Annotated in this window: 30 protein-coding genes; 9 read left to right on the forward strand and 21 right to left on the reverse strand. The window is 43.2% G+C overall.

Annotation, left to right across the window (positions count from 1 at the left end; all coding sequences use genetic code 11):
- The first annotated feature begins 20 nt into the window (after positions 1 to 20).
- Both NST79_RS11115 and NST79_RS11120 read left to right on the forward strand, forming a co-directional pair.
- Positions 21 to 221: a DUF3311 domain-containing protein gene (locus NST79_RS11115; RefSeq protein WP_003231189.1), complete on the forward strand. Its 201-nt coding sequence runs from the start codon at positions 21 to 23 to the stop codon at positions 219 to 221.
- Complete coding sequence (locus NST79_RS11120; protein ID WP_212060652.1) at positions 221 to 1,711, forward strand: sodium:solute symporter; 1,491 nt, start codon at positions 221 to 223, stop codon at positions 1,709 to 1,711. The genes NST79_RS11115 and NST79_RS11120 overlap by 1 nt, the downstream gene beginning before the upstream one ends.
- 33 nt (positions 1,712 to 1,744) lie before the next feature.
- On the opposite strand, the gene ctpA is transcribed toward NST79_RS11120, so the two are convergent.
- Positions 1,745 to 3,145, reverse strand: coding sequence for a carboxy-terminal processing protease CtpA (ctpA, locus tag NST79_RS11125; protein ID WP_003231186.1), 1,401 nt, complete (start codon positions 3,143 to 3,145; stop codon positions 1,745 to 1,747).
- Between the two features lie 152 nt (positions 3,146 to 3,297).
- Between ctpA and NST79_RS11130 the strand changes: the two genes are divergently transcribed.
- Complete coding sequence (locus tag NST79_RS11130; protein WP_015251882.1) at positions 3,298 to 3,999, forward strand: class I SAM-dependent methyltransferase; 702 nt, start codon at positions 3,298 to 3,300, stop codon at positions 3,997 to 3,999.
- A gap of 87 nt (positions 4,000 to 4,086) precedes the next feature.
- The gene (locus NST79_RS11135; protein WP_003231182.1) at positions 4,087 to 4,338 is read left to right on the forward strand and encodes a hypothetical protein; all 252 of its coding nucleotides are present in this window, start codon (positions 4,087 to 4,089) and stop codon (positions 4,336 to 4,338) included.
- A 70-nt stretch (positions 4,339 to 4,408) separates the two neighbouring features.
- Here the strand turns inward: NST79_RS11135 and ldcB are convergent, their stop codons facing one another.
- Together ldcB and deoD are read right to left on the reverse strand one after the other, a co-directional pair.
- Positions 4,409 to 5,230, reverse strand: coding sequence for a D-alanyl-D-alanine carboxypeptidase family protein (ldcB, locus tag NST79_RS11140; protein WP_212060654.1), 822 nt, complete (start codon positions 5,228 to 5,230; stop codon positions 4,409 to 4,411).
- 82 nt (positions 5,231 to 5,312) lie between these two features.
- The gene (gene deoD / locus NST79_RS11145; RefSeq protein WP_003241589.1) at positions 5,313 to 6,014 is read right to left on the reverse strand and encodes a purine-nucleoside phosphorylase; all 702 of its coding nucleotides are present in this window, start codon (positions 6,012 to 6,014) and stop codon (positions 5,313 to 5,315) included.
- A gap of 201 nt (positions 6,015 to 6,215) precedes the next feature.
- Here deoD and NST79_RS11150 point away from each other — a divergent pair, with 201 nt between their 5' ends.
- Positions 6,216 to 6,341, forward strand: coding sequence for a hypothetical protein (locus NST79_RS11150; RefSeq protein ID WP_003231174.1), 126 nt, complete (start codon positions 6,216 to 6,218; stop codon positions 6,339 to 6,341).
- Between the two features lie 39 nt (positions 6,342 to 6,380).
- On the opposite strand, the gene yodL is transcribed toward NST79_RS11150, so the two are convergent.
- The 3 genes from yodL to NST79_RS11165 all read right to left on the reverse strand — a co-directional run bounded on the left by yodL (position 6,381) and on the right by NST79_RS11165 (position 7,620).
- On the reverse strand, positions 6,381 to 6,695 hold the full coding sequence (gene yodL / locus NST79_RS11155) for a shape determination protein YodL (RefSeq protein WP_004399431.1): 315 nt from the start codon (positions 6,693 to 6,695) through the stop codon (positions 6,381 to 6,383).
- 60 nt (positions 6,696 to 6,755) lie between these two features.
- Positions 6,756 to 7,367, reverse strand: coding sequence for a phosphatidylglycerophosphatase PgpB (gene pgpB, locus NST79_RS11160; protein ID WP_004399336.1), 612 nt, complete (start codon positions 7,365 to 7,367; stop codon positions 6,756 to 6,758).
- A gap of 76 nt (positions 7,368 to 7,443) precedes the next feature.
- Positions 7,444 to 7,620 (reverse strand): YozD family protein, encoded by a 177-nt coding sequence (locus tag NST79_RS11165; protein WP_003231166.1) that lies wholly within the window; start codon positions 7,618 to 7,620, stop codon positions 7,444 to 7,446.
- A 118-nt stretch (positions 7,621 to 7,738) separates the two neighbouring features.
- Here NST79_RS11165 and NST79_RS11170 point away from each other — a divergent pair, with 118 nt between their 5' ends.
- Positions 7,739 to 7,882: a hypothetical protein gene (locus NST79_RS11170; RefSeq protein WP_003231164.1), complete on the forward strand. Its 144-nt coding sequence runs from the start codon at positions 7,739 to 7,741 to the stop codon at positions 7,880 to 7,882.
- On the opposite strand, the gene NST79_RS11175 is transcribed toward NST79_RS11170, so the two are convergent.
- The 14 genes from NST79_RS11175 to cgeC form a co-directional block, all read right to left on the reverse strand.
- Complete coding sequence (locus NST79_RS11175) at positions 7,879 to 8,559, reverse strand: hypothetical protein (protein WP_014477102.1); 681 nt, start codon at positions 8,557 to 8,559, stop codon at positions 7,879 to 7,881. The genes NST79_RS11170 and NST79_RS11175 overlap by 4 nt on opposite strands.
- 150 nt (positions 8,560 to 8,709) lie before the next feature.
- On the reverse strand, positions 8,710 to 8,934 hold the full coding sequence (locus NST79_RS11180) for a YozE family protein (RefSeq protein ID WP_003231160.1): 225 nt from the start codon (positions 8,932 to 8,934) through the stop codon (positions 8,710 to 8,712).
- Positions 8,935 to 9,020: 86 nt separating this feature from the next.
- Positions 9,021 to 9,299, reverse strand: coding sequence for a YokU family protein (locus NST79_RS11185; RefSeq protein ID WP_004399539.1), 279 nt, complete (start codon positions 9,297 to 9,299; stop codon positions 9,021 to 9,023).
- Positions 9,296 to 10,711, reverse strand: coding sequence for a lysine 2,3-aminomutase (gene ablA, locus NST79_RS11190; protein WP_004399420.1), 1,416 nt, complete (start codon positions 10,709 to 10,711; stop codon positions 9,296 to 9,298). Before ablA ends, NST79_RS11185 begins: the two co-directional genes overlap by 4 nt.
- Before the next feature lie 28 nt (positions 10,712 to 10,739).
- On the reverse strand, positions 10,740 to 11,564 hold the full coding sequence (gene ablB / locus NST79_RS11195) for a putative beta-lysine N-acetyltransferase (RefSeq protein WP_212060656.1): 825 nt from the start codon (positions 11,562 to 11,564) through the stop codon (positions 10,740 to 10,742).
- Positions 11,542 to 12,852 carry a peptidase gene (locus NST79_RS11200; protein WP_015251879.1) on the reverse strand — a complete coding sequence of 437 codons (1,311 nt, stop codon included), beginning with the start codon at positions 12,850 to 12,852 and terminating at the stop codon, positions 11,542 to 11,544. Before NST79_RS11200 ends, ablB begins: the two co-directional genes overlap by 23 nt.
- An 8-nt stretch (positions 12,853 to 12,860) precedes the next feature.
- A complete protein-coding gene (locus NST79_RS11205; protein WP_015251878.1) occupies positions 12,861 to 13,514 on the reverse strand; it encodes a 3-oxoacid CoA-transferase subunit B in 654 nt (217 codons plus the stop codon).
- Positions 13,499 to 14,188: a CoA transferase subunit A gene (locus NST79_RS11210; protein WP_003230839.1), complete on the reverse strand. Its 690-nt coding sequence runs from the start codon at positions 14,186 to 14,188 to the stop codon at positions 13,499 to 13,501. Before NST79_RS11210 ends, NST79_RS11205 begins: the two co-directional genes overlap by 16 nt.
- 17 nt (positions 14,189 to 14,205) lie before the next feature.
- A complete protein-coding gene (locus tag NST79_RS11215; RefSeq protein WP_212060658.1) occupies positions 14,206 to 15,528 on the reverse strand; it encodes an aspartate aminotransferase family protein in 1,323 nt (440 codons plus the stop codon).
- Entirely contained in the window at positions 15,509 to 15,664 is a 156-nt protein-coding gene (locus tag NST79_RS11220) for a hypothetical protein (protein ID WP_003230835.1), read from the reverse strand. Before NST79_RS11220 ends, NST79_RS11215 begins: the two co-directional genes overlap by 20 nt.
- Complete coding sequence (yoyG, locus tag NST79_RS11225; RefSeq protein WP_003218179.1) at positions 15,658 to 15,771, reverse strand: YhzE/YjcZ family sporulation protein YoyG; 114 nt, start codon at positions 15,769 to 15,771, stop codon at positions 15,658 to 15,660. Before yoyG ends, NST79_RS11220 begins: the two co-directional genes overlap by 7 nt.
- 79 nt (positions 15,772 to 15,850) lie before the next feature.
- Positions 15,851 to 16,630, reverse strand: coding sequence for a spore maturation N-acetyltransferase CgeE (gene cgeE / locus NST79_RS11230; protein ID WP_003230830.1), 780 nt, complete (start codon positions 16,628 to 16,630; stop codon positions 15,851 to 15,853).
- A 28-nt stretch (positions 16,631 to 16,658) separates the two neighbouring features.
- Entirely contained in the window at positions 16,659 to 17,939 is a 1,281-nt protein-coding gene (gene cgeD / locus NST79_RS11235; protein ID WP_015251875.1) for a spore maturation glycosyltransferase CgeD, read from the reverse strand.
- Between the two features lie 64 nt (positions 17,940 to 18,003).
- A complete protein-coding gene (gene cgeC / locus NST79_RS11240) occupies positions 18,004 to 18,309 on the reverse strand; it encodes a spore maturation protein CgeC (RefSeq protein WP_033884741.1) in 306 nt (101 codons plus the stop codon).
- 204 nt (positions 18,310 to 18,513) lie between these two features.
- Between cgeC and cgeA the strand changes: the two genes are divergently transcribed.
- Both cgeA and cgeB read left to right on the forward strand, forming a co-directional pair.
- Positions 18,514 to 18,915: a spore crust protein CgeA gene (gene cgeA / locus NST79_RS11245; RefSeq protein WP_003230824.1), complete on the forward strand. Its 402-nt coding sequence runs from the start codon at positions 18,514 to 18,516 to the stop codon at positions 18,913 to 18,915.
- Between the two features lie 6 nt (positions 18,916 to 18,921).
- Complete coding sequence (gene cgeB, locus NST79_RS11250) at positions 18,922 to 19,875, forward strand: spore maturation protein CgeB (RefSeq protein WP_015251872.1); 954 nt, start codon at positions 18,922 to 18,924, stop codon at positions 19,873 to 19,875.
- A 70-nt stretch (positions 19,876 to 19,945) separates the two neighbouring features.
- Here cgeB and NST79_RS11255 read toward each other — a convergent pair whose 3' ends face one another.
- On the reverse strand, positions 19,946 to 21,094 hold the full coding sequence (locus NST79_RS11255; RefSeq protein WP_212060660.1) for a phytase: 1,149 nt from the start codon (positions 21,092 to 21,094) through the stop codon (positions 19,946 to 19,948).
- A 370-nt stretch (positions 21,095 to 21,464) separates the two neighbouring features.
- On the opposite strand from NST79_RS11255, the gene NST79_RS11260 reads away from it, so the two are divergent.
- Positions 21,465 to 22,490: a nucleoside-diphosphate sugar epimerase/dehydratase gene (locus tag NST79_RS11260; protein ID WP_032722019.1), complete on the forward strand. Its 1,026-nt coding sequence runs from the start codon at positions 21,465 to 21,467 to the stop codon at positions 22,488 to 22,490.
- The last annotated feature ends 34 nt before the right edge of the window (positions 22,491 to 22,524 follow it).

The raw sequence follows: 22,524 nt of genomic DNA on the forward strand, positions 1-22,524 counted from the left end.
ATGTTTCAGGAGGAAAGTAAATGGTTAAAAAAGCACTTATTGTTATTCTCATTCTTTTGCCATTCGTTCAGCTCGCGCTTTTGCCGCTTGTGAATCGAATAGAACCGATTATGTTCGGCCTGCCGTTTTTCCACTTTTGGCTGCTGCTGTGGATTATTGTTACGCCGTTATGCTCGTTTGGCATTTATCAGATGCAAAAAAAAGATGGAGGACTTGAATAATGCAAGGGAATCTGACTGCACTTCTCATTACTGCTATTATTGTTTTAACCGTTGTCTGTATCGGCTTTCTCGCCGGAAGAGACAAATCCTCACGCACTTCTTTGGAAGAATGGTCTGTCGGCGGCAGACGCTTCGGCGGTCTTCTCGTCTGGTTTTTAGTAGGCGCTGACCTTTATACGGCCTATACTTTCTTAGGGTTGACCAGTACTGCTTTTACAGGCGGAAGTGTTGCATTTTTCGCCATTCCTTATTCTGTGTTGGCCTACTTTATCGCCTACTTCTTCTTGCCGAAACTTTGGAAAGTTGCGAAAATTCATAAATTAACAACACTCGCGGATTATGCCCGGGAACGTTTTAACAGTAAGCTTTTGGCAAGCCTCGTTGCCATCGTCGGGGTACTCATGCTTATTCCGTACATATGCCTTCAGCTGAGCGGCATTCAAGACACGCTTCAGGTTGCCGGCACTGGATATATTAACGTAAAATTCGTTGTGATCATTTCATTTATTCTTGTTGCTCTTTACACATTCTTCAGCGGGATTAAAGGGCCCACATATACAGCCATCATTAAGGACATTTTAGTATGGGTCATTATGCTGTTTATGGTGGTGTCCCTCCCTCTCATTCATTTTAACGGCTGGACACCGATGATTGACACGTTAGTGAAGGAAGCGCCGCAAATGCTGACGATACCTGCAGAAGGGCCAAAAGGCATCCCTTGGTTTATCACAGCATCTATTGTTTCCGCTCTGGCACTTTTTATGTGGGCGCATGCCGCTACAGGTGTTTTCACGGCGAAAAGCGCTGATGCAGTAAGAAAAAACAGCATGTTTTTGCCGCTTTACAATATTGTGTTAATATTGGTTATTTTTCTTGGCTTTATCGCCTTTCTTGTCCTGCCGGAAGATACAAATCCAAGGCTGGCGCTGCTGCATTTGATTCAAACATCTTACGGCGGCGTGGCACAAGGCTTTGCATATGCCACTATCGCTCTTGCTTCATTAATACCTTGTTCCATTATGGCAATCGGCGCATCGAATTTATTCGCCAACAACCTATACCGGGATTTGATTCATCCGAATGTGTCGCAAAACAAGCTGACCCTCGTCACACGTTCAATGGTCTTTGTTGTCATCGGTCTTGCGCTGCTGTTTGGAATGCTGTTCCCGACTGCCTTAGTGACACTTCAGCTATTAGGTGTATCCGGTATGGTGCAAATCTTCCCTGCGATTGCTGTCAGCCTGTTCTGGAAAAACCAAACGAAAGAAGCAACGGTTATCGGATTATTAGCCGGCCTAGCGGTAACGTTTATTGTGTATATCACTCAATCCGCACATGGCATTTATGAAGGATTCTGGGGATTGGCCGCCAACATGATCGCTGTGGTCATCCTGAATCCACTGTTCGTTAAAAACGCGGGATCCAATCCTGTCATTGAAGGTTTATTTGGCAAAAAACAAGACGCTAATCCAAATCAAAAGGGCGCATAAAAAAACCATACGCGGCAGCCGCGTATGGTTTTTTTACATTTCTTTTTTCAGTGTTTCAATTGCCTTTTCCATTTGCGTATCATTATCAGACAGCTTCTTTTGAAGTTCTATCATTAATTTCGTTGTTGTATCGCCAGTCAGTATGCCTGTTTCATTCAGCTTCTCTTTTTTCTGGAACTGTTTGACGACAGATACAAAATCCTGGTCATACATACTGTTAACCTTTACCTTGTAACCAAGTGCTTTGAGCATTTTCTGAGCCACTTTGACGTTTGTGCCTGTATCACCTGATTTGTACGTTTTATCTGCGTCCAAATACGGCAGCTTCGCGTAATCAGGCAGCTCTGCTTTCACTTGAGGCTTGATGCCTTTTTTGTGAATCCATTCGCCATCAGCAGTCAGCCATTTGGCAACTGTCAGTTTGACGGTAGAGCCATCATCATATTCTTTTGCCGTTTGTACTGTACCTTTGCCGAATGTCGTCTCGCCGATTAACGGTACGTTTGACGATTCATGAAGGGCAGCGGCCATAATTTCGGCTGCGCTTGCTGTACCGTCATTTACTAAAACGACGGTCGGCTTGGTCACTTTCCGTTCTTTTTCGGCCTTCATGACTTCTTTTGAACCGTTTTTGTATTCAACCTGCATGATGTTTTTCCCTTTATCAATGAACAGGTTGCTCATCGTAATCGCCTGTTCCATTAAGCCGCCCGGGTTGCCTCTCAAGTCTAAAATATAGCCTTTGGCGCCTTTTTTCTCTAAACTGTCAATCGCATCTGTCAGCTCTTTAGCTGTTGTTTCAGAGAAAGAAGTGATTTGAATTTCTCCGATGTTGTTGTCTTTCATCTCTGAATAGACAGTCTCTACAGGAATGGTATCGCGCTTAATGGAAAGATCGATATTCCCCACTCCCGCTCTGTTCAGTTCAAGCTTCACCTTTGTGCCCTTTTTGCCTCGGATTAAAGCGACGGCTTCATTTACATTCATGCCTTTTACGCTTTTTCCATTTACCTTAATGATTTGGTCCCTCGGTTTGATACCGGCTTTTTCAGCAGGTGAACCTTTAATTGGGGATACAATAAGGATTTCTCCGTCTTTCTCCTCTACTTGGGCTCCGATTCCTTCAAAAGATGCTGAAATCGTCTCGTCGAATGATTTCGCTTGCTCTTGATCCATATATGTAGAATACGGATCATCCAGTGATTGAATCATTCCTTTAATTGCTCCGTCTACTAATTTGTCATCATCTGTTTTTTGGTAATAATCACTTTTGATTTGCTCATACGCTTTATTTAATTTGTCGAACTTGCTGTCTCCTGTGCTTGCTGATTTTTGGCCCAGGATACTGGAATTGCCCGTAATAAATAAAGTAAGCGCCGAAGCGACAACTGCAGTGATCAGCACAATAAAAAACAGTTTTAATTGCCGTTTCAATTAAACACCACCTTTTTCTTCTTACATTATTATCATGGACGAATTCTTATTCGTCAACTCGGAGCAGAAATGAAAGAGAAACGCCCTTCTTTTGCTTTTCATAAACCTATGTCTTTATACGACATATGATAAGGAAAAAGGAGGATTCGATATTGAGCCGATATTTAGAAATGCTGTCCTTATTCGGTGTCGCAGGGGCGCACCCAGGCGGGCTGGCTTTTTCAAAAGCGGTCTTGCAAAAGGCTGCGCCCTCCCCGGATCAGCCGATTCTTGATGCCGGATGCGGAACAGGGCAAACGGCGGCTTATTTAGGACATTTGCTGTATCCTGTAACAGTCGTTGATAAAGATCCTATTATGCTTGAGAAAGCGAAAAAAAGATTTGCGAATGAAGGGCTTGCCATCCCTGCATATCAGGCGGAGCTGGAACATCTCCCGTTTTCTGCTGAGTCCTTTTCCTGCGTCCTGTCAGAATCGGTCCTCAGTTTTTCACGCCTGACATCCTCTCTTCAAGAAATTTCAAGAGTTTTAAAACCCGGCGGGATGCTGATTGGTATCGAAGCTGCTTTAAAAAAACCGATGCCCCCTGCAGAAAAGAAGCAAATGATGGATTTTTACGGATTTACTTGCTTACATGAAGAAAGCGAATGGCATAAACTCCTAAGATCCTATGGCTTTCAAAAAACAGAAGCGATGACACTTCTTCCGGAAGACATGGAATTTGAACCAACCACAGAAATGGATTTATCGCAAACGATTGATCCCATCTATTACGATACGCTTCAAACACATTATCAGCTCATGCAGTTATATAGTGAGTACATGGGTCATTGTATTTTTATCGCGTACAAGTAAAACGGCGTATCGCCCCCTGTTTTCGTCCAACCTTTTTTTCCTATCTATCATATGCTGATAGAAAGTCAGGATAGGAGGGGAACAATATTGGAGAGATATTATCATCTTTGCAAAAACCATCAAGGTAAAGTCGTCAGAATTACAGAGAGAGGCGGGAGAGTTCACGTCGGCAGAATTACCCGTGTAACAAGAGACAGAGTTTTTATAGCTCCGGTCGGCGGAGGGCCAAGAGGTTTCGGTTACGGATATTGGGGCGGTTATTGGGGATATGGAGCGGCTTACGGGATTTCCCTCGGTTTAATTGCAGGAGTGGCTCTTGCTGGTTTATTCTTCTGGTAAGCATAGAACAAATGCTAGATTCACCAGACACAATGAAGCCCGCTTATCTAGTGTAAGCGGGCTTTTCATTTTAAATTTTCTTCACTTTTTCAAAGTACTCTTCAAGCGTTAAATCATTATCTTGGATGACCTTTGCGGCTTTTTTGCCTACATAGCGCAGATGCCATGGCTCATATTCATATTTCGTGATATCTTCTTTATTTTTCGGATAGCGAATGATAAAGCCATATTTATAAGCATTGTCCTGCACCCATTTCCCGTCTGCCGTGCTTCCGAACGCTTCATTTAGCTCAAAGCCATTGCTGCGGCTCGAAATGTCCATCGCAAGGCCTGTTTGGTGCTCGCTTTCACCCGGGTAAGCAACCGCTTCCTTTGCCTTCTTTTCCCCTTTTAGGCTTACTTCATTGTCAAAAATGACTTTCTGTCTGTCATACGAACGGTACCCTGAGACAGCTGCCAGTTCATAGCCTTCCTTTTTGGCAGCATCGAACATTGTTTTTAATGCGTCGGCCACTTCTTTTCTGATGTAACGTTTTTGAATCTTTTCTTCAAAAGAAAACTCTACATCAGGTATGACAAGATCGCTAGGTTCATAGTTTCCGGGCAGTGCATATTGTTTATTGACAAGCGCGAGTATATTTTCTGGATTTTGAATGGTTTCCAGACCATCGACTTTTTTAATATCATTGAAATACTGGCTTTTCAATGAAAACTCACTGTTTTGAGTGTTTGATTTTTTGCTGTCAGCTGTTTTTTGTTCTGTTTGCTTTGTTTCTGCTGTGGTTTTCGTATCCTTTTGAGCATCTCCGTTCGACATGCTGCAGCCGGCTCCGACTATTGCCGTTACACTCAGAGCGGCAGCCAGTGAGAACCATTTACCGGACTTTTTCATATTACATTACCTTCCTTTTATCAATCGTTTCCGCATTCATAAAGAAGAGGCTGCCGGCACCCAGCACGCCTCTTGATATATTTTATTGTGATACGGAATGTAAAGCCACTTCTATCATATCATGAAATGTCGTTTGACGCTCTTCCGCTGTCGTTTCTTCTCCTGTTAATACGTGATCACTCACGGTGAGAATTGACAGGGCTTTTCTTCCGTGCTTCGCTGCTAATGTATACAATGCAGTTGTTTCCATTTCAACGCCAAGCACACCGTATTTTGCAAGTTTTTCAATTTGCGAATCGTCGTTGTAGAACTGGTCAGCTGTAAATACGCTTCCTACAGTCACCGGCACACCTTTATCCTTTGCGGCATCATAGGCATTTTTTAAAAGCTCGAAATCTGCGCAAGGCGCAAAATCAATGCTTCCGAAAGCGACTCTGTTCATTTGTGAATCAGTTGAGGAGGTCATCGCCAAAATGACGTCTCGCACTTTGACATCTTTACGAATAGCGCCGCAGGAACCGACTCTTATTAGATTTTGCACATCGTAGCTTTGAATTAATTCATTCACATAAATTGAAATAGACGGAACGCCCATTCCCGTGCCTTGTACTGAGATTTTTTTACCTTTATATGTACCCGTAAATCCATACATGCCTCTGACTTCATTGTAGCATTCTACATTTTCAAGATACGTTTCTGCAATAAATTTTGCTCTGAGAGGATCTCCCGGCAAAAGCACAGTATCCGCAATTTGTCCTTTTTCAGCACCTATATGTACACTCATCTCATATCCTCCTGTAAATCTAAATTATCATCCAGCCCGTCCATTTTACAACGAATGTCATGATGAAACAAACTTCAGCATTGATTATAAAGGAATATGTCGAAAAAAGAAATGTTCGAGGATCTGTTAGGCACTTCCTCAGAAAAACGGATAATCGGGGTGTTAATTTGAAAACCTAACCGCAGGAAGGAGGGGTAGGACATGGGTAAAAAACATCGTAACCGGATCACCGGCCAAAAAAAGAACAATCATATACCTGAAAAAGATATCATTGCAGCTGAAGAAGCACACGGGAAAGAATATTCTGCTGCCAAACGCAAGCCTTAAAACTGCAGAAAACTGCGGGTTTCCGCAGTTTTCTTTTCATTATGTCGTTTGTACAATCAGACGATTGATTTTCCTCCAGCCGGCGGGAAGCAGTTGATAATATGTTTTCCCTTTTCTGCCCTCGTCAATCAGGATCACGTCCCCTGTGGCCATGAATCTTGCATCATAATCACTCGGAACAGTGTCGAATACATTAAACAAAGAGAATGCTCTTTTCAGCACGTCTTGATGATCGCTCCCGTTCAGTTCAGTTCGATAGACGGCTCTGTAGCCCTTTTTTTCGCCAAACCGGGGTGTCTGAAATATTGTCACGTCATAGGAACAAGACTTCTTTTTAAACACGGATAACATCATCAAGATCCCCTCCCTCTTATTTCTTTAACATATTGGCGTTTTTGCTGTGTTTTCCTCTCTCTATTTTTGTCGAAACCGCTTAATCTTTTCGTCAAAACCTTTTACTAGGAAAAACAGAAGCAAGCCGAGGCTAAAGCCGCCTAACACATCCGTCACAAAATGAACCCCCAGATACACTCTGCTTATGCCGACTAAAACAGCAATTACACCGGCTATGATATATACCATTTTTTTATGCTTGGACAAAAACGGGAGGTGTTTCACTAAAAAGTAAGCAATAACAGGATAGACACAAGCAGCATTCATGGAATGGCCGCTCGGAAAACTGAAGGATGATTCATGAACCAGCGGTGCAAAATCAGGCCTCACTCTTTCGATCCATTCTTTTAAGACTTTGTTTAACAGCCGATCTGTGCCGAATACTAAGAGCATCAACAGGCCGTCCCATGTTTTTCTGTAGAAAAACATGCCTGCTCCAATGATGACAATTAGAGGGAGCAGAAAAGAAGAAGCACCAAGATGCGTGATCCCCGTCATGACTTCATTAAGCCATGGCTGACGGATCAAAACAGCTGCCTTGCTTATTGCTTCATCTGCAGATTGAACAGCATTTGTATGAATGGCCGCAGCTAGAATGAGAAAGAAAAGAAACAAGCTAACGGGCTTGTACAATTTAACCACCTCAATTTTCACAGAAGTCATAGAACACGAATAATAAAACCGGAGCTGACCGCTCCGGTTTTAAGCCTCACTCATCTTCATCCAGCTCTTCATCTATCATACATTTTTCTATCAAATAATCAAAGGTAATATCAGCGATTTCAAACAGCTCATCCTCACTCGGTATGTAGCCCCGTCTTGCAAGCTCTCTGTAAAAAAATTCAGCGATTTCTTCCGTATCAATCACAAGATCTATTTCTTTCATCTCCGTACCGCCTCCTTTTTTATGTTTTATGAAAAAACAGGCTGAATTATACCCGGTGTTCTAAACAATTCTTTCAGTCATATATTGAATAAAAAACGAGCCATGGGAGGCTGACGCTATGATTGCTAAAATGATGGAAGCACTGGACGGAGAAAGATTTGATATCATAATGGAAAAAACGCTCAAAGGAATGACGCGTGTGATGATTTGGGGCTGTCTGCCATATTTTTTATATGTCTTGATCCGTATGTTCACAAACTAACTGAAATGCTCTTTTAAACTTTCCAAAACAAACATCATCATGTCTTTATATTCTTCATCCTGAAACATTTCGTACAGAATTTTGTAGTCATTATAAATATCCAGAAGCTCATCAACAATTGACACAGCAAGGATGTGAAGGGTATCTTGATCTTCATCATCGCCTTCAAACTGAAGAAGAGCAGACGATGCGATATCTTCGCCGATCTCATGGCCAGTTTCTCCGACATAATGGACAAACAACAGCTGATGCACAAACTGGTCCATTTCATATTTTCTAAGCACCAGCGTGAGATCCTCTTCCTCCGTTTCAAGCCACTCTCCATCCTTTAAACGGGTCAGCTCATAAATGATATCTTCCCAGCCATCTTCTAAATATCTCCAAATTTCTGTTCTATGGCCGATAATGCGAAAGAGTTCTTTTCCATAATCTTTAACATAAACAACGTCCCCAATAAGGAATTCATACTCAATATCAAGCTTCTCCATGTCGACAATGACACCCTCATAATCTTTATAAAGCTGAATAGATGATTCAAAGTATAAAACTTCGTTATGATTGACTTCATAAAGATAGTGTTTATCAATTTGGTGTACTTTTGTGATGGTGCCGACTGTTCCATACATAATGACGACTACGATATCCCCTACTTGGAATTTCGGTTTATTTTGCTTCATGGTGTCTCCCCCTCGCCGCAACATTTCTCATACGCTATCGTATGCCGGGTGAAGCCAATTCGCATGGGCATGAAAACCAAAGGAAATATCCAATTATGGTATGGGTATGGACATAAAAAAATCCGCAGTGATCTGCGGATGAAACAGCTATTATCTGCCGTGCACTTCAGACTCGTATTGATCCCAAGCTTCATCAAACGTCGCCATCGTGTGAAGGTAATCAGCATTCAGCTCCAAATATGAACTGATTTCATGATAATCGGTTGATGTTTTTGGAAAGCTGTGATCCTCATACGCCTGATTGGCAAATTCACTGATGCTGTCCTTCGGCTTAGGGTGTCTGTATTTCAATAAATAGTGATAAAAGGATTTCATGGGTTTCCCCTCCTGGTGTCTGTCTTTTGTTGTTCTATTATACAGTTCAAGTGTAAAATTACAACAAAAGAATACTGAAACATGACTCAGGAGAAGTCAAAATAGTTGCGTTTCAAAATTCTTTCTGTCTCCATGAGCTGCTGATATGTCAGGCTTTCAGGCAGTTTTTTTGTTTGAATTAAAAGCAGCTGATCCTCAATCTCTTTAACCGTGTTTTCCTCTTGATAGGTCATACCGCAGGAAGAACATACCATGGCAGGGGTGTCTGTCAGTTCTATAGCCCTCGTTCCATCAGGGAGCTCCCAGTACACCGTGTTCCTGCCGGGCACCGCTTCGAGCTCGCCGCACCATTCGCATGTTTTCATGAAGAATCCCCTCCGCATTCAGTCTCTTTCTGTTTTTTCTGCTGCGCCAAAAATTTCTTTTCTTTGAGCTGATCTCTTTTCTCACGCCGATCTTTTAATGTTTCATGCTCCGGATTTGCGATGTATGCCTCTCTCCTTTTGATTCTGTCTACATTTTCAGGTGTAAACGAAACTTCTTTGTCAGCAAAAATGGCACTCAGCCCGATCGGCTCCTTTTTGTCAGCGGTTTCAGGGAAAACGGACTCAAAATAGGCGTCTGCCTGATTGGGGATATAATTCTCTGGTTCCGGATATGACGTAATCACACCTTCAAAATTTCTTAAGATCACTTTGTCAGGACTTTGTGACAGGACATAGTTTGGCTGCAGGGCGATTTTACCTCCTCCGCCTGGTGCGTCAACGACAAAGGTAGGAACCGCATAGCCTGAGGTATGACCTCTCAGCCCTTCAATGATCTCCAAACCTTTGGAAACAGGAGCTCTGAAATGCCCGATTCCTTCTGACAGATCACATTGGTAAATATAATAAGGACGGACTCTGATTTTTACCAAGTCATGCATGAGCTTTTTCATAATTGGAACCGAATCATTAATACCTGCTAATACGACAGCCTGATTTCCGACCGGCACTCCCGCGTTCACCAGCTTTTCACATGCCTCAACGGATTCTTCTGTCATTTCGATGCTTGTGTTAAAATGGGTGTTCAGCCAGACCGGATGATATTTTTTCAATATCTCGCACAGATGATCGGTAATGCGCTGCGGAAAGACGACGGGCGCTCTTGTTCCGATTCTGATGACTTCCAGATGCGGAATGCTGCGCAGCTCTTTTAAAATATATTCTAAAATTTGGTCGTTGATGAGCAGCCCATCACCGCCTGAAATTAAACAATCGCGGATTTCGGGTGTTTCCCGGATATAAGCAATTGCAGCATCAAGCTGTTTTTTGGGGACTCCCATTCCGATTTGTCCGGAAAAGCGCCTTCTTGTGCAGTAGCGGCAGTACATGGAACATTGATTCGTGACAAGAAACAGCACACGGTCGGGATAGCGGTGTGTCAGACCGGGTACCGGTGAATCTTCATCCTCATGAAGCGGGTCTTCCAGATCGTATTTTGTTTTGTGCATTTCTTCAGAAAGCGGCACAGACTGCATGCGTACCGGGCATCTCGGATTGTCGGGGTCCATTAAAGAAGCATAGTAAGGTGTAATATTTAAGGGGATCGTTTTGGTAGAAATTCTGACGCCTTCCTCTTCATCCTCGGTCAGATTGATGACTTTTTTTAAATCATCTAACGTTCTTACAGTGTGTGTCAGCTGCCAAAGCCAATCGTTCCATTTCTCTTCCGGAACGTCCTTCCATAACTCGATCTCCTTCCAATGCCGTTTCGGTTTATACCATTTGTTTTTCAAACGAACTCCTCCTCGCGCTTATTTTGACTTACAGTTGCTTGCACCAAATATTCATGTTTTCAAGGCCTTCGGCTATAAAGCAATTATTGATCAGCCTTCCGCCATACTGATAACCTGAATGGTACAACACAGCATTCATCCCAAAAGACGAAGCACGGGCGAGAGAAAATACATGAAAGATATCCTTTCCAGCCATTTCTTTTTCTAACGCCTCGATTAAAAAGCTTGTTAACGAATGGCCGCGATATTCCGGCAGCACAGCGCAATCGGTTATTTCTGCATGCCCAAGCTCTGGATTGATTTCTGCGCTTGCTGCGCTGATCAGGCGGTCATGATCAAGCATGATATAATACACCGTATTTGCATTCATCGTCTTTTCAATATAAGCGGGGTCAAATACCGGGGTTGGGTACGTGCGGAATACTTTTTTATACAGCATCGATAGCTGGTACATGTCGTTTGTTTCTGCTTTTCTCGTAAAAACGGGTGTACTGTCGTTGCGAAGACGGGGCGCTGTGCGATATATGGCTTCGATGATCTCCTGTTCCTCTGTATAAGAATCTGTTTGTCTCCGGCTTTCTGAAAGGTAACGTACCATGACACAAGCCGAATGGCCGAGATAATAGCCCTTTAGATAGCCCTCCGGCGCAAATAATTGTTTGGCAAGCATTGGCTCATCATGCTGCTTCGCATAGACGATGATTTTTTCTGCATTCTCTTCTTTTGCCGCTGCCACGATATCCGGCAGGGCCTTCTCAATGGCTCCGTCATAACGGACCACTCTGATTCGTTTATTAAAACCGTCATGGTCCAAAACTGCTGTGACACCGCTACTCTTTATTGACTTGAGCATCCGCATCCTCCCCATCTGTATGAAGCCCGCACCAATCCATGACAAAAAGTGCAATAATTTTAGCAGATTCTATCATGGCTTCAACCTCAATGTATTCATTGGCCTGATGAGCCGTTTTTGTTTCCCCCGGCCCGAAAACGATTACTGGTGTATCTCCTGCATGGTACAAAAGCCCTCCATCCGTTCCCCACGGGGAAGCCTCAATAATCGGCTCTGTCTGTTTCATTTTTTGATAGGCTGATTGCAGCACAGAAATTAAAGGGTGATCATCAGGTAAATCATTCGGCAGCCATTGAGCGCCAAACCATTCTACTTGTACGGGATGACGTTTAAACCATTCGTCATGGTATTCTAAATCCTTCAGCCAGTTTTCCAATTCAAGTTTTACAGCTTCTGGTTTCTCATGGGGAGCAATTCCGCATCTCCCTTCTATGACGACACGGTCTGCAACTGAAGATGGCCAGGCACCGCCTGAGATGGTGCCGATATTCACCGGTACCGGTATTGGGATATTGTCATACAGCGGATCTGAAATTCTCGCATTGCGGACTTTCTCCAGCTCTTGTATCGCTGTGATAACGTGCATGCTTTTTTCAATCGCGCTTACCCCTTCGTAGCGTGTGCCCCCATGTGCGGATAATCCCTTCACAGTGATCCGAAACCACATCGAACCCTGCTGCTTAATAAATAGTTTCATATTCGTCGGTTCAGGAATCAGCGCCCCGTCAGCACGATAGCCTCTCATGATGGCGGAAAGTGTACCGGCGCCGCCGCACTCTTCATCTACAACACTCTGAAACAATACATCTCCCTTCAGTTTGACATCGCAGGCGTGCAGGGCTTCTAAAGCAAAAAGAAGGGCTGTATTGCCTCCCTTCATATCCGTTGAGCCGCGGCCGTATATTTTACCGTTTTCTTCGACAGCTTGATACGGTTCATACTTCCAATCCTTTACGCTTCCTTCAGGCACAACATCGATATGGCCGTTCAAAATCAGGGACCTGCCTCCGCCGGCTCCCGTTTTTTTAGCCACGATATTCGGGCTCTCATGAAAATCGGATCGGTTAGATTTAAAGTAGGGATGCTGTTTTAATTGCTTTATGCTTGGCTCCCATACATCAATGTCCATATGAAATTGCCGCAGCTTTTCAAGCACAACAGCTTGGGCGTTAAACTCTGACCCCAATGTGCTTTTTTCCCCAATCAGCCTTTTGAGAAGACGAATGGCTTTGGCCGAATGCTGATCAAGCCACCCGATTACTTTTCTTTCAATGTCTTGCATCCTCATTCCCCCTCTTAAGAAAAAGGCATATCTATTTTGATTTCAGCTTCTGTCAGCCTCGTCACCTCATCGATTGTCGAGCCATTCATCAGCTCTTTTAAAATGAAGTGATGGCTATCGACCTCAAGAACCGCTTTTTCGGTAATAATCAAATCTACACAGCCTGCAGCAGTTAATGGCAGCGTACATCTTTCTGTTAATTTAGGCCTTCCCTTTTGATCTGTATGACTCATGACGACAACCACTTTTTTCGCTTTTTGGGCAAGCTCCATCGCCCCGCCCATACCAGGCACCTTTTTTCCCGGAACAAGCCAATTTGCCAAATCTCCTGATTGGCTCACCTGCAGGGCGCCTAAAATCGTAATATCAATTTTGCCTTTTCTGATCATCGCAAAAGACATGGTTGTATCAAAATAAGACGCCCCTTTTACAGCGCGGACAGGATAGCCCGCGGCGTTGCATAAATGCGCATCCTCTTCTCCCTTTTCGGGACTTTCTCCAATGCCAAGGACACCGTTTTCCGCTTGAAACATGACCTGCATGTCAGGCGGCAAAAAGTTCGGTACCAAGGATGGGATACCGATACCGAGATTCACAATCATGCCCTGCTTAATTTCAGCAGCAGCCCGTTTTGCAATCTGTTCTCTTTCTGCTACTCCCAAGCCCATTTCCACTTCACTCCCTCGCTTCGTACAACTCCCTCAACAAAAACCCCCGGTGTGACAATCATTTCTTCAGAAATCTCACCCATCGGAACGATACGCTCAGCTTCGGCAAAGGTTCTCCTGGCGGCCATTGCCATAAGCGGGTTCATATTGCGCGCGGTTTTGTCATACGTTAGATTGCCGAATTCATCTGCAATGTAAGCATTGATGAAAGCAAAATCAGCCGTCAGCGCCTCTTCAATCAAGTATCGTTTTCCCGCCACTGTTACAATGTCCTTTTTTTCGCAAACCATTTGATTATCAATGCCCACGTCGGTTAAAATACCGCCAAGCCCCGCTCCGCCGGCGCGAATCCGTTCCGCAAGCGTTCCCTGAGGTGAAAATTGAACCTCTAACGTCCCCTCTGTCATCTGTTTTCCGGCTACAGGATTGGAACCGATATGCGAGGCGATCAGGGTTTTGACCCGTTGATTAACAATAAGCGGGCCGATCCCGATATCCGGGAAACCGGCGTCATTGCAAATCACAGTTAAATCCGTTACACCGCTGTCCAATATCGCTTCAATCAATGAAGGAGGCGACCCGACTCCCCCAAAACCGCCAAACATCAGAACCGATCCATCCCGAACATCTGCAATTGCTGTGTCAATGCTGATTGCTTTTTGAAATGGCGCCATTTAATGTCAATCCTTTTTTAAGTTTTTTCGACCGCTGCAACTGTTTCTGAAAAAATAGAGATAAGCTCTTCCATTTCACCGTCTGAAATAGTAAAAGGAGGAGCAATAATGACAGCATCTCCTTCTCCACTGTCTATTCCAGCTTTGGAAGGATAAACAATCAGCCCGCGTTTTTTCGCCTCGCTGACAATAAGCTGGGTTATCGCCTGCTCTGGCGGAAACACTTTCTTCGTTTTTTGGTCTGCCACAAATTCAATGCCTAATAGCAGTCCTTTTCCGCGCACCTCACCTATAATGCCGCTTTGAGATGCCGCCTCATCAAGCTTCTTCTTCAGCACAGCGCCCTTTTTTTCTGATTGTTTGATCAAGCCGTGCTTTAACACATATCGCAAAACTTCAAGAGCAGCTTTGGCTGAATAGGGATGTGCACTATATGTGTGACCGCTCATAATCACACCTGACCCTTGTTTTATGGTTTCAATAATAGAATCAGATACGACGGCAGCAGCAATAGGTGCATACCCCGCACCGAGTCCCTTCCCCAGTACAGCAATATCAGGTACGGTATCCCAATGCTCTGTCGCGAGCATCCTTCCTGTTCTCCCAAGCCCCGTCATCACTTCATCTGCAATAAAAAGCACATCGTGTGTGCGGCATACCTCACTTAATCTCTCATAATATCCCGGAGGCGGAGTAATCGCTGCTCCTGCAGCACCAATAATAGGCTCAGCCACAAAGCCGGCGATGAATTGGCTTCCGATTCTTTTAATCATGGTGTCCAGTTCATCAGCTGCAGTCTGAACAAAGTCTTCTTCCGTCTCGTGATTCAGCCGATAAATATGTGGAGCTGAGATAGCTGGATACCGCTCAATGAGATGGGTGAACCGGTATCTCCTTTCATAAAAACCAGACAATGAAAGCGCTCCCAAAGTTATTCCGTGGTAACTGCTCCATCGAGACAAAAAGATGGATTTTTGTGTTTGCTTTTTTTCCTGCCAATACTGAATGGCGATTTTCATAGCTGTTTCTATCGCTTCTGATCCGCTGTTGACAAAAAAAGACCAATTCACATCTCCGGGCAGCTCCTGTGCCAAGAGAGCGGCTAATTGCTCGGCGGGCTCACTCGTAAACTGTGAGCGGTAAGCAAAAGACACCTGATCAAGCTGTTCTTTCAGCTTCTCAGTCACATCACGAACTCCGTGGCCGATATTACATGTCACCGCACCTGACGAGCCGTCGAGATATTTTTTTCCGGTCTGATCATAAACATATGAACCCTTCGCATAACTGACAACCGGATAGGCCGAGCTAAGCTCTGGCTTAATCAAATAACTGCTCATGCTCCCACCTCAAAACCCCTTTTACCATATTGTATGAGTGTCCAAATGGCGGCATGACGTTCCCCGCAAAAACTTTTTCACATAAAAAGAGCCTTCCTAATAAGGAAGGCTCTTTTGAAATTTCAGCATCTAGCAAATAAAAGCGGCTCCAACAATAATTAATAAAATGAACAAGACAACAATTAACACAAATGTATTTGTCCCGCAGCCAAATCCGTAACCGTACCCAGAGTATCCATACATGCTGTTTTCATCCTTTCTTATCACGATATACGGCATTTTATGCGGGCCAAGTCCCAAATGGTTTGTGCAAACGCCTATTTCATGTAAGGAAATAATGAAATACAGTATGCACCCGCTCATATTTTTTAAACGTCAGCTTTTCGTAAAACTGAGTTGCACCGTCAGTGCTTGCAGCCACTAAGTAGGCTGCTTCCATTCCTAGTGATTTGGCGATGGACAGCATTTCTTTCACTAAGATACTGCCGTAGCCCTTCCTTTGAAACTGATCTAAAATTGCCACTTCTTCGATTTTAGCCGTTTTCTCTTGATGATCGATAAACAGCTCGCCGCACCCAATGGGAACTTTCTGTGCCTGGTCGCTGTAACAAACAACAAGAATGATTATATCTGCTTCATAGAAAGGATATTTTCTTTTTAATTTTTGTTCAGCGATTGCTTCTCCAATATAAATGGAATCGTAAATTTTCATAATAGAAGATCCGTCGCTAAGACTTTTTGCCGTCCCCCATGCGGTTAAAGGATGTCCCATCTGCCCCTTCCAGTCACTAAGCTTCATGTCATATAGTAGCTCATCCTCGACGACAAAACCGCTTTTTACAAGTGACTGCTTCAAACCGAGCGGAAAAACATGCTGCGGCGACGCTTTTAAATGGAGATAATTCGCATCAAGCAGCTTTGGTACGGAGGGTAAAAAGTTAAGTAACCGCTCCAATGGAAACGTATCATGGAGCTGAACAAAGTTATGAGAAAAAATTTGCGGAAGCTGCGGATCTCTGTATACGCTGTAATGATCAAACGATGCCGATTCAGACGTTAACAATATATATTGATGTTCCGTTTTTGAATAATGTCCTGTCATGAACGTCTCCTTTTTATGACCTATACCTTTACTCTGTTGCAATATTCAATTTCTTTATAATCTCATCGTACACCGGATAAAACGGCTTTCCAATTGGAAATTGCTGAATATTTAGGAAAGAAGCGGAGATTGGCTTCTGATGTAAAAAAAACTTCCTTGTTACTTGTTCACTAATCGGGTGAAAGACGCCGTTTAGAAACAAAAACGGCTCGCGTTCGATGAAAAACAGACGTCGGCCAGGCGGATTTTTGATCAATTCAGATCGTTTCCACGTAATCGGCGGTCCTTCCGGAAGCGCCTCCATTTCTTCTTTTCCAATTGTCACTATGTCTTTTCTTTGAAATTGATAAAATTGAAACGCATACTGGTCCACAATTCGCCTTTTTTTTCCGGCTTCGATATAAAATATTGCAGGATGGTCAGCTTCCTTTACTAAAATATAATTCGGAATGTTTAAAATTTTGCCAATCCTATATTGGAATAAATATGGGTCTGGAACAGCGACAGTCCGATTTAGATACAAAAAACCCCACTTTTCTCCAACAGGATGCCTTACACCCTGATCAAAAAAATACACATTTTGATCTGAACCTTTTACAAAAGAGCCGTCAATCAAATCGGCGGGCAGAAACCGATATGCATTTTGAAATGAATCTGGGGTTTTATAGGTTGTGTCTAATACTTCATTTATCGGCAGAAATGGGGTAAAGTTGTTGAGTCTCGCCCAAAAAATTGCGTCGCCATGATTCCAATGCTTCATATCATCATCCCAGTAGCCTCCAAATTTATGATGGATGAGATTAAGTAACGAACGGCGATGCATAACTGAGCAATGATCAACTTGAAAAGCGGCCTGATCAAGCACTGCATTGGCATTTCTGTAGAAATGTGAGATTTCCTCTCCCCTTTCGTTTACATGTACAACTTTTTGTTTTGAATAGACCGCCTGCGCTTCAGGCTTATGTGAAAACTCTTGCACCATACGGCTCAGCCGCTCAGGATGATAAACAGTGTCGTCAGTAAGATAGGAAATGTAATCGCCGTCTGCAAATGGGAGCGCACTGTTAATTAATGTGGCATAACGGGCTGTTTTTAATCGATCTGCAGGATGCACGAAACTGTTATGATATTGAATGCGCCGGTCATGGAGATACTTGTGAATCACCGCAGTTGTTTCTGCATTCGAATGATCATCCATGATAAAAAGCTCCCAAAGATCATGCGTTTGCTGTATCACGCTTTCGATCGCTTTTTGCAAATAATCGGGTTTGTTGTAACTTGTTAAAATAATAGACACTTTCTCTCCCATCTATACCGCCTCCCACCGTCAAACATAAAAACGGCTCCGCAGCAAGCAGAGCCTCTGTCATCATTTAAAAAGCACCCCAGCTTACAACACTTGAGAGTGAAACATGAGCTCTCGTGTTATTTAACGGGTTTTGGAAAATAACCAAATCAGTCAGAACTTCTTTTACGATGACATTTTGAAGTGTATCTCCGTTGATCAAATTGACTTTTGAAACCGGTACGCCCAGCTCTTTTGCAAAAACAAGCTGGCGTCTGAGGTCAGATGGATTTCCTTCAGAAGACGATTGACGTATCAGCAGAATCAGCAAAAGCAAAATAAAATGCAGATCATCTTGGTTTTCTTCTCGATCCACTTGTTTCTCTAAATCCAAATCATCCCTCTCCCTTATCCTTATCTCTGTTTCACAATATGTGCGACTTCGATTTATGGTATAGGCTATGTCCACTCCATTAAAAAATCAGCATTTTCCTTAAATAGATGAAAAATAGATCAGGTACGGCGTTCGACTCATACCAAATAACAGCCGGAAGAATATGAATAACGTGAGTTCACTATCGAATAGGAGGTGTGTGTAATGAGCTCTGAAAATGCACAGTTAAAAAAGGATTTAATTAAAGCCGTTTTAAGCCCTTTATTTCCAACTGCAACAGAAGGAGGAGAAAATATGGATAGTAATCTTAAAGCCTTGCTTGATGCTGCCATCGATCAAAAAGTAGATGAAAGTGAAACGGTTACGGCAGAATCTATTTTAGACCCTTCTCTTCCGGCAAGATGGATTTTTGCCAGAATTACGCCAGGCACGACAATCAGCATTGTGACTGATTCAGGTGACATGATCGGACCGGTTGTTTTCGTTGCTTTCGATCAGGTTCACGGGATCGTATTTGTAACACAGGAAAGCTCCGTCACTCCGGCAGGCCAAGCTACAACATTAATTGATGTAGACAAAGTAGAAAGCGTTACGTTCTTTTCATAACATCCGATGAAAGTCTTGTATATCCAGTCGGGATACGGAGGAATATACAGTTATTTTGATCGCTGGGCTGAAGAATGTTTTCAGAACACTCATACAGAGTATATGATTGCAGATAAACCTGAAGCAGAATCTTTGATGAAGATCGAAGCGTTTCAGCCGGATTTCACACTTATGATGGTTGGAGACCGCGTTCCTCACGACTGGCTGACCTGGTTAAAGGGTAAGGATATCCCCGTGTATGTTTGGCTGACCGAAGACCCATTTTATATGGATATCAGCCTTCAGGTAATTAAGCTTGCTGACGCCATATTAACGATAGAACAAAATGCAGCTCTCTACTATCAAGAGCTCGGCTACCAGAACGTCTATTATGTTCCGATACCAGTTAACCATCGGCTGTTTAAAAAAATGGGCACCGAACATTCCTATCATTCAAATCTGTTAATCATCGGCTATCCTTACCCTAATCGGGTTCAGCTTATGAAAGAAGCGGTCCATCTGCCATTCACGGTTCGGGTAATCGGCAAGGAATGGGGAAAATATCTGCCTAAAAAAGTGCTCAAACAGCCGCATATTGATGTCGTCAGCACATGGGTTCCACCCGAACAGGCCGTTCATTATTATAATGGGGCAGACATCGTAATTAATGCGCATCGTCCCTATCATTTTGCTTTCAACCAAAATACTATGCGCATCAAAAATACCAGTTTTAATAACCGAACGTTTGATATCGCTGCATGCGAAGCATTTCAATTAACAGATTTACCCGCGGCACATCCTTTTTCATCCTTTATTTCTTATCACGGCATGAACGACTTTAAGGAAAAAGCCGCTTTCTATATCTACCACCCTGAAGAACGGCAAAAAGCTGCAGCAGCCAATTATAAAGAGACCGTACCCGCATTTACGTTTGATGAGCTTCCTGCAAAACTAAAAGCGATTCATCTGGCGCTTTCTTGAAAAATCGTTCATTGCTATGAACGATTTTTTTATTCATAGAAAAAAGCAGCTGCACAAGCTGCTTTCTATTCTAGCCGTCAGAACGGTCTTTCAGCTTCCTCGGATTTACCTGTTTATGAAGATCAGGCATTTCGCCGAGATGTTGTGCAATTTGTTCCCACGATACAATTTTGAAATTTTGATTGACGGCTTGTCCGTTATCGATATTTTCGCCGTCCTGCGCCACAAAAATCCCGTATGGATATTTTGGGCCAAGTCCGAAACCGAGAACATCAATACCATCCGTGTCACTAGTACCGTCTATTTTCTCGCCATCTGTAATCTCAAAGTTGGCTACATAGCGATTTTTCCCCTGCCGTTCATACATTGCATAGCTGTTATTTCCTTGACTTGAAGCCATGAGATATCCTTTGCCATTTGGTGCATAATAGATTGTCAGTCCTTCAATATCAGCTGTCAAATGATCTCCTGTCGCACGGTCGACCACCTGCCCCTTTGATCCTCCGCCGGGCTCAGCGTTAAATTTCCAGATGGCCTCATCTTCCTCTGCTATGTATAGGTTTCCGTACTCATCATCCGCAACAAGGCCTTCGGTCTGAGAATTCAACTTAAATTCACGCACCTTTTTCCCTGTTACATAACCCTTTCCACCATCAACAATTTCATACTGCTCAAATTCCCCTTGTTTGCCTGTCACTAATGCGTAAAATGCTCCTGTTTTCTGGCTGTGATACAAGCTGAATCCATAAACCTCAGAAATATTGGTGGAAATAGGATGGTTCGGATCTGTAATGCTTTTCAATTTTCCTTTATCCCCGTCTATTGCATATACTTCAATTGTATTTTTTCCTTCGGACCGGTTGGATGCGGCAGCAATATCAATTTTTTCGCCGTTCAATGGAAAATCATAGCGCAGATCGACATTATTGAGCTTGCCAAACTCATAAGAATGAAGCTGTTTTCCGTCTAAATCATACACAACGAGCCCTGACTTCTTATTTGTTGTAATCAACTTGCTTTTTTCCGAGTGTTTTTCATGAACCCAAATGGCCGGGTCATCTGCTGCATCATCGCCAGATGCGACCGGATCTGTCTCCGTGTGTGCAGTCACTTTGAAATGATGTTCCTCATTCACATAATGAGCCGACACCGAGGTTGCTGTCAGGCTAAGCAATAAACCCGCGGCAGTGCTTAGCAGCATTGTTTTTGAAACCTTCATTTGGTACCCTCCTCTTTTATCACTAACACTACTATTGTAAAATATATACAGGTGATTACCGTGAGGAAAATGAACCTTTTTTTATAGGGTTTCTGACTCATAAACAACTTATTCTCCAAAGAGGTACGTGAGATGACTTTGCCAGATTTGCTTTTGCGGAGCGAAATAAAAATATGTTGAATATTTAGTACATTGTTTATTTAGTTTTGTTGTTCCCTAGTTACGTCCGTTTTTCCATTTTCTATTAAAAAAGAACACTTTGTGACATGATCATTCCCCTAAATTTTGTTTTATTGGTTGCTTTCATTAATTCGATTACAAAGTTGAACATATGATGCATGGTAGAGAAACGAGAGTTGGAGGATAAGCCATGCCTAAACAGCAAACAGCAGAACTAAAACCATTTTTCCATAACAAAACAGTTTTAGTCACTGGCGGAACGGGTTCAATCGGGAGTCAAATTGTCAAACGCCTTTTGATGCTTACACCTAAACAGGTGATTGTATTCAGCAAAGACGACAGTAAACAGTATGTCATGAGCCAAAAGTATGCGGAGGATAAGCGGCTATTATTTGTACTTGGAGATATACGCGATCACAGAAGGGTGAATCAGGTGATGAAAGGCGTCGATATCGTCTTTCACGCGGCTGCGCTGAAACAGGTTCCGACATGTGAGGACCATCCATTTGAAGCGATCCAGACCAATCTCATCGGCGGACAAAATGTGGTGGAAGCTGCCCTTTCACACCGAGTGCAGCATGTCATTAATATCAGTACAGATAAAGCAGTATCTCCTGTGAACACAATGGGTGCCACCAAGCTGTTATCTGAAAAGCTGTTTCATCAAGCAAACCGCCACGTCCAAAACAAAGGAACCTTGTTTTGTTCGGTCCGCTTTGGAAATGTTCTCGGTTCCAGAGGTTCGGTCATCCCCATATTATTTGAACAGATGATGGAGGGTGAACCTCTGACCATCACAGACAAAAACATGACTAGATTTTTCATGTCAATAGACGATGCAGCTACATTGACATTACAATCGGCTGCTATTACAAAAGGCGGAGAAACCTTTATTTTCAAAATGGAATCACTGAAACTTGAAGAACTGATTCATGGGTTTGAAGAATATGCATCGCAGCACGGGCTCCCGCGGCCGGCTGCAGTAGAAGTGGGCAAGCGTCCAGGTGAAAAGCTTCACGAAGAATTAACATCTCCACATGAAATTGAATCACTGTATGAATGGGGCAACCTTTATGCGATCCTTCCAGAGCCGGAAAAACATCCTGACTTTCGCAAAGTCAATCTGCCTGGGTATCAATCAGATCAAGCCCCGCTCATTACGAAAGAAAGAATTGCACAGATTATTGAAGAATTGCATCAAGAGAAAAAGGCATAAAAACAAGCCTGTCTATCCATTAGGCAGGCCTGTT

It is taken from the genome of Bacillus sp. PS196 (assembly GCF_037963555.1).
Classification (GTDB): domain Bacteria; phylum Bacillota; class Bacilli; order Bacillales; family Bacillaceae; genus Bacillus; species Bacillus subtilis.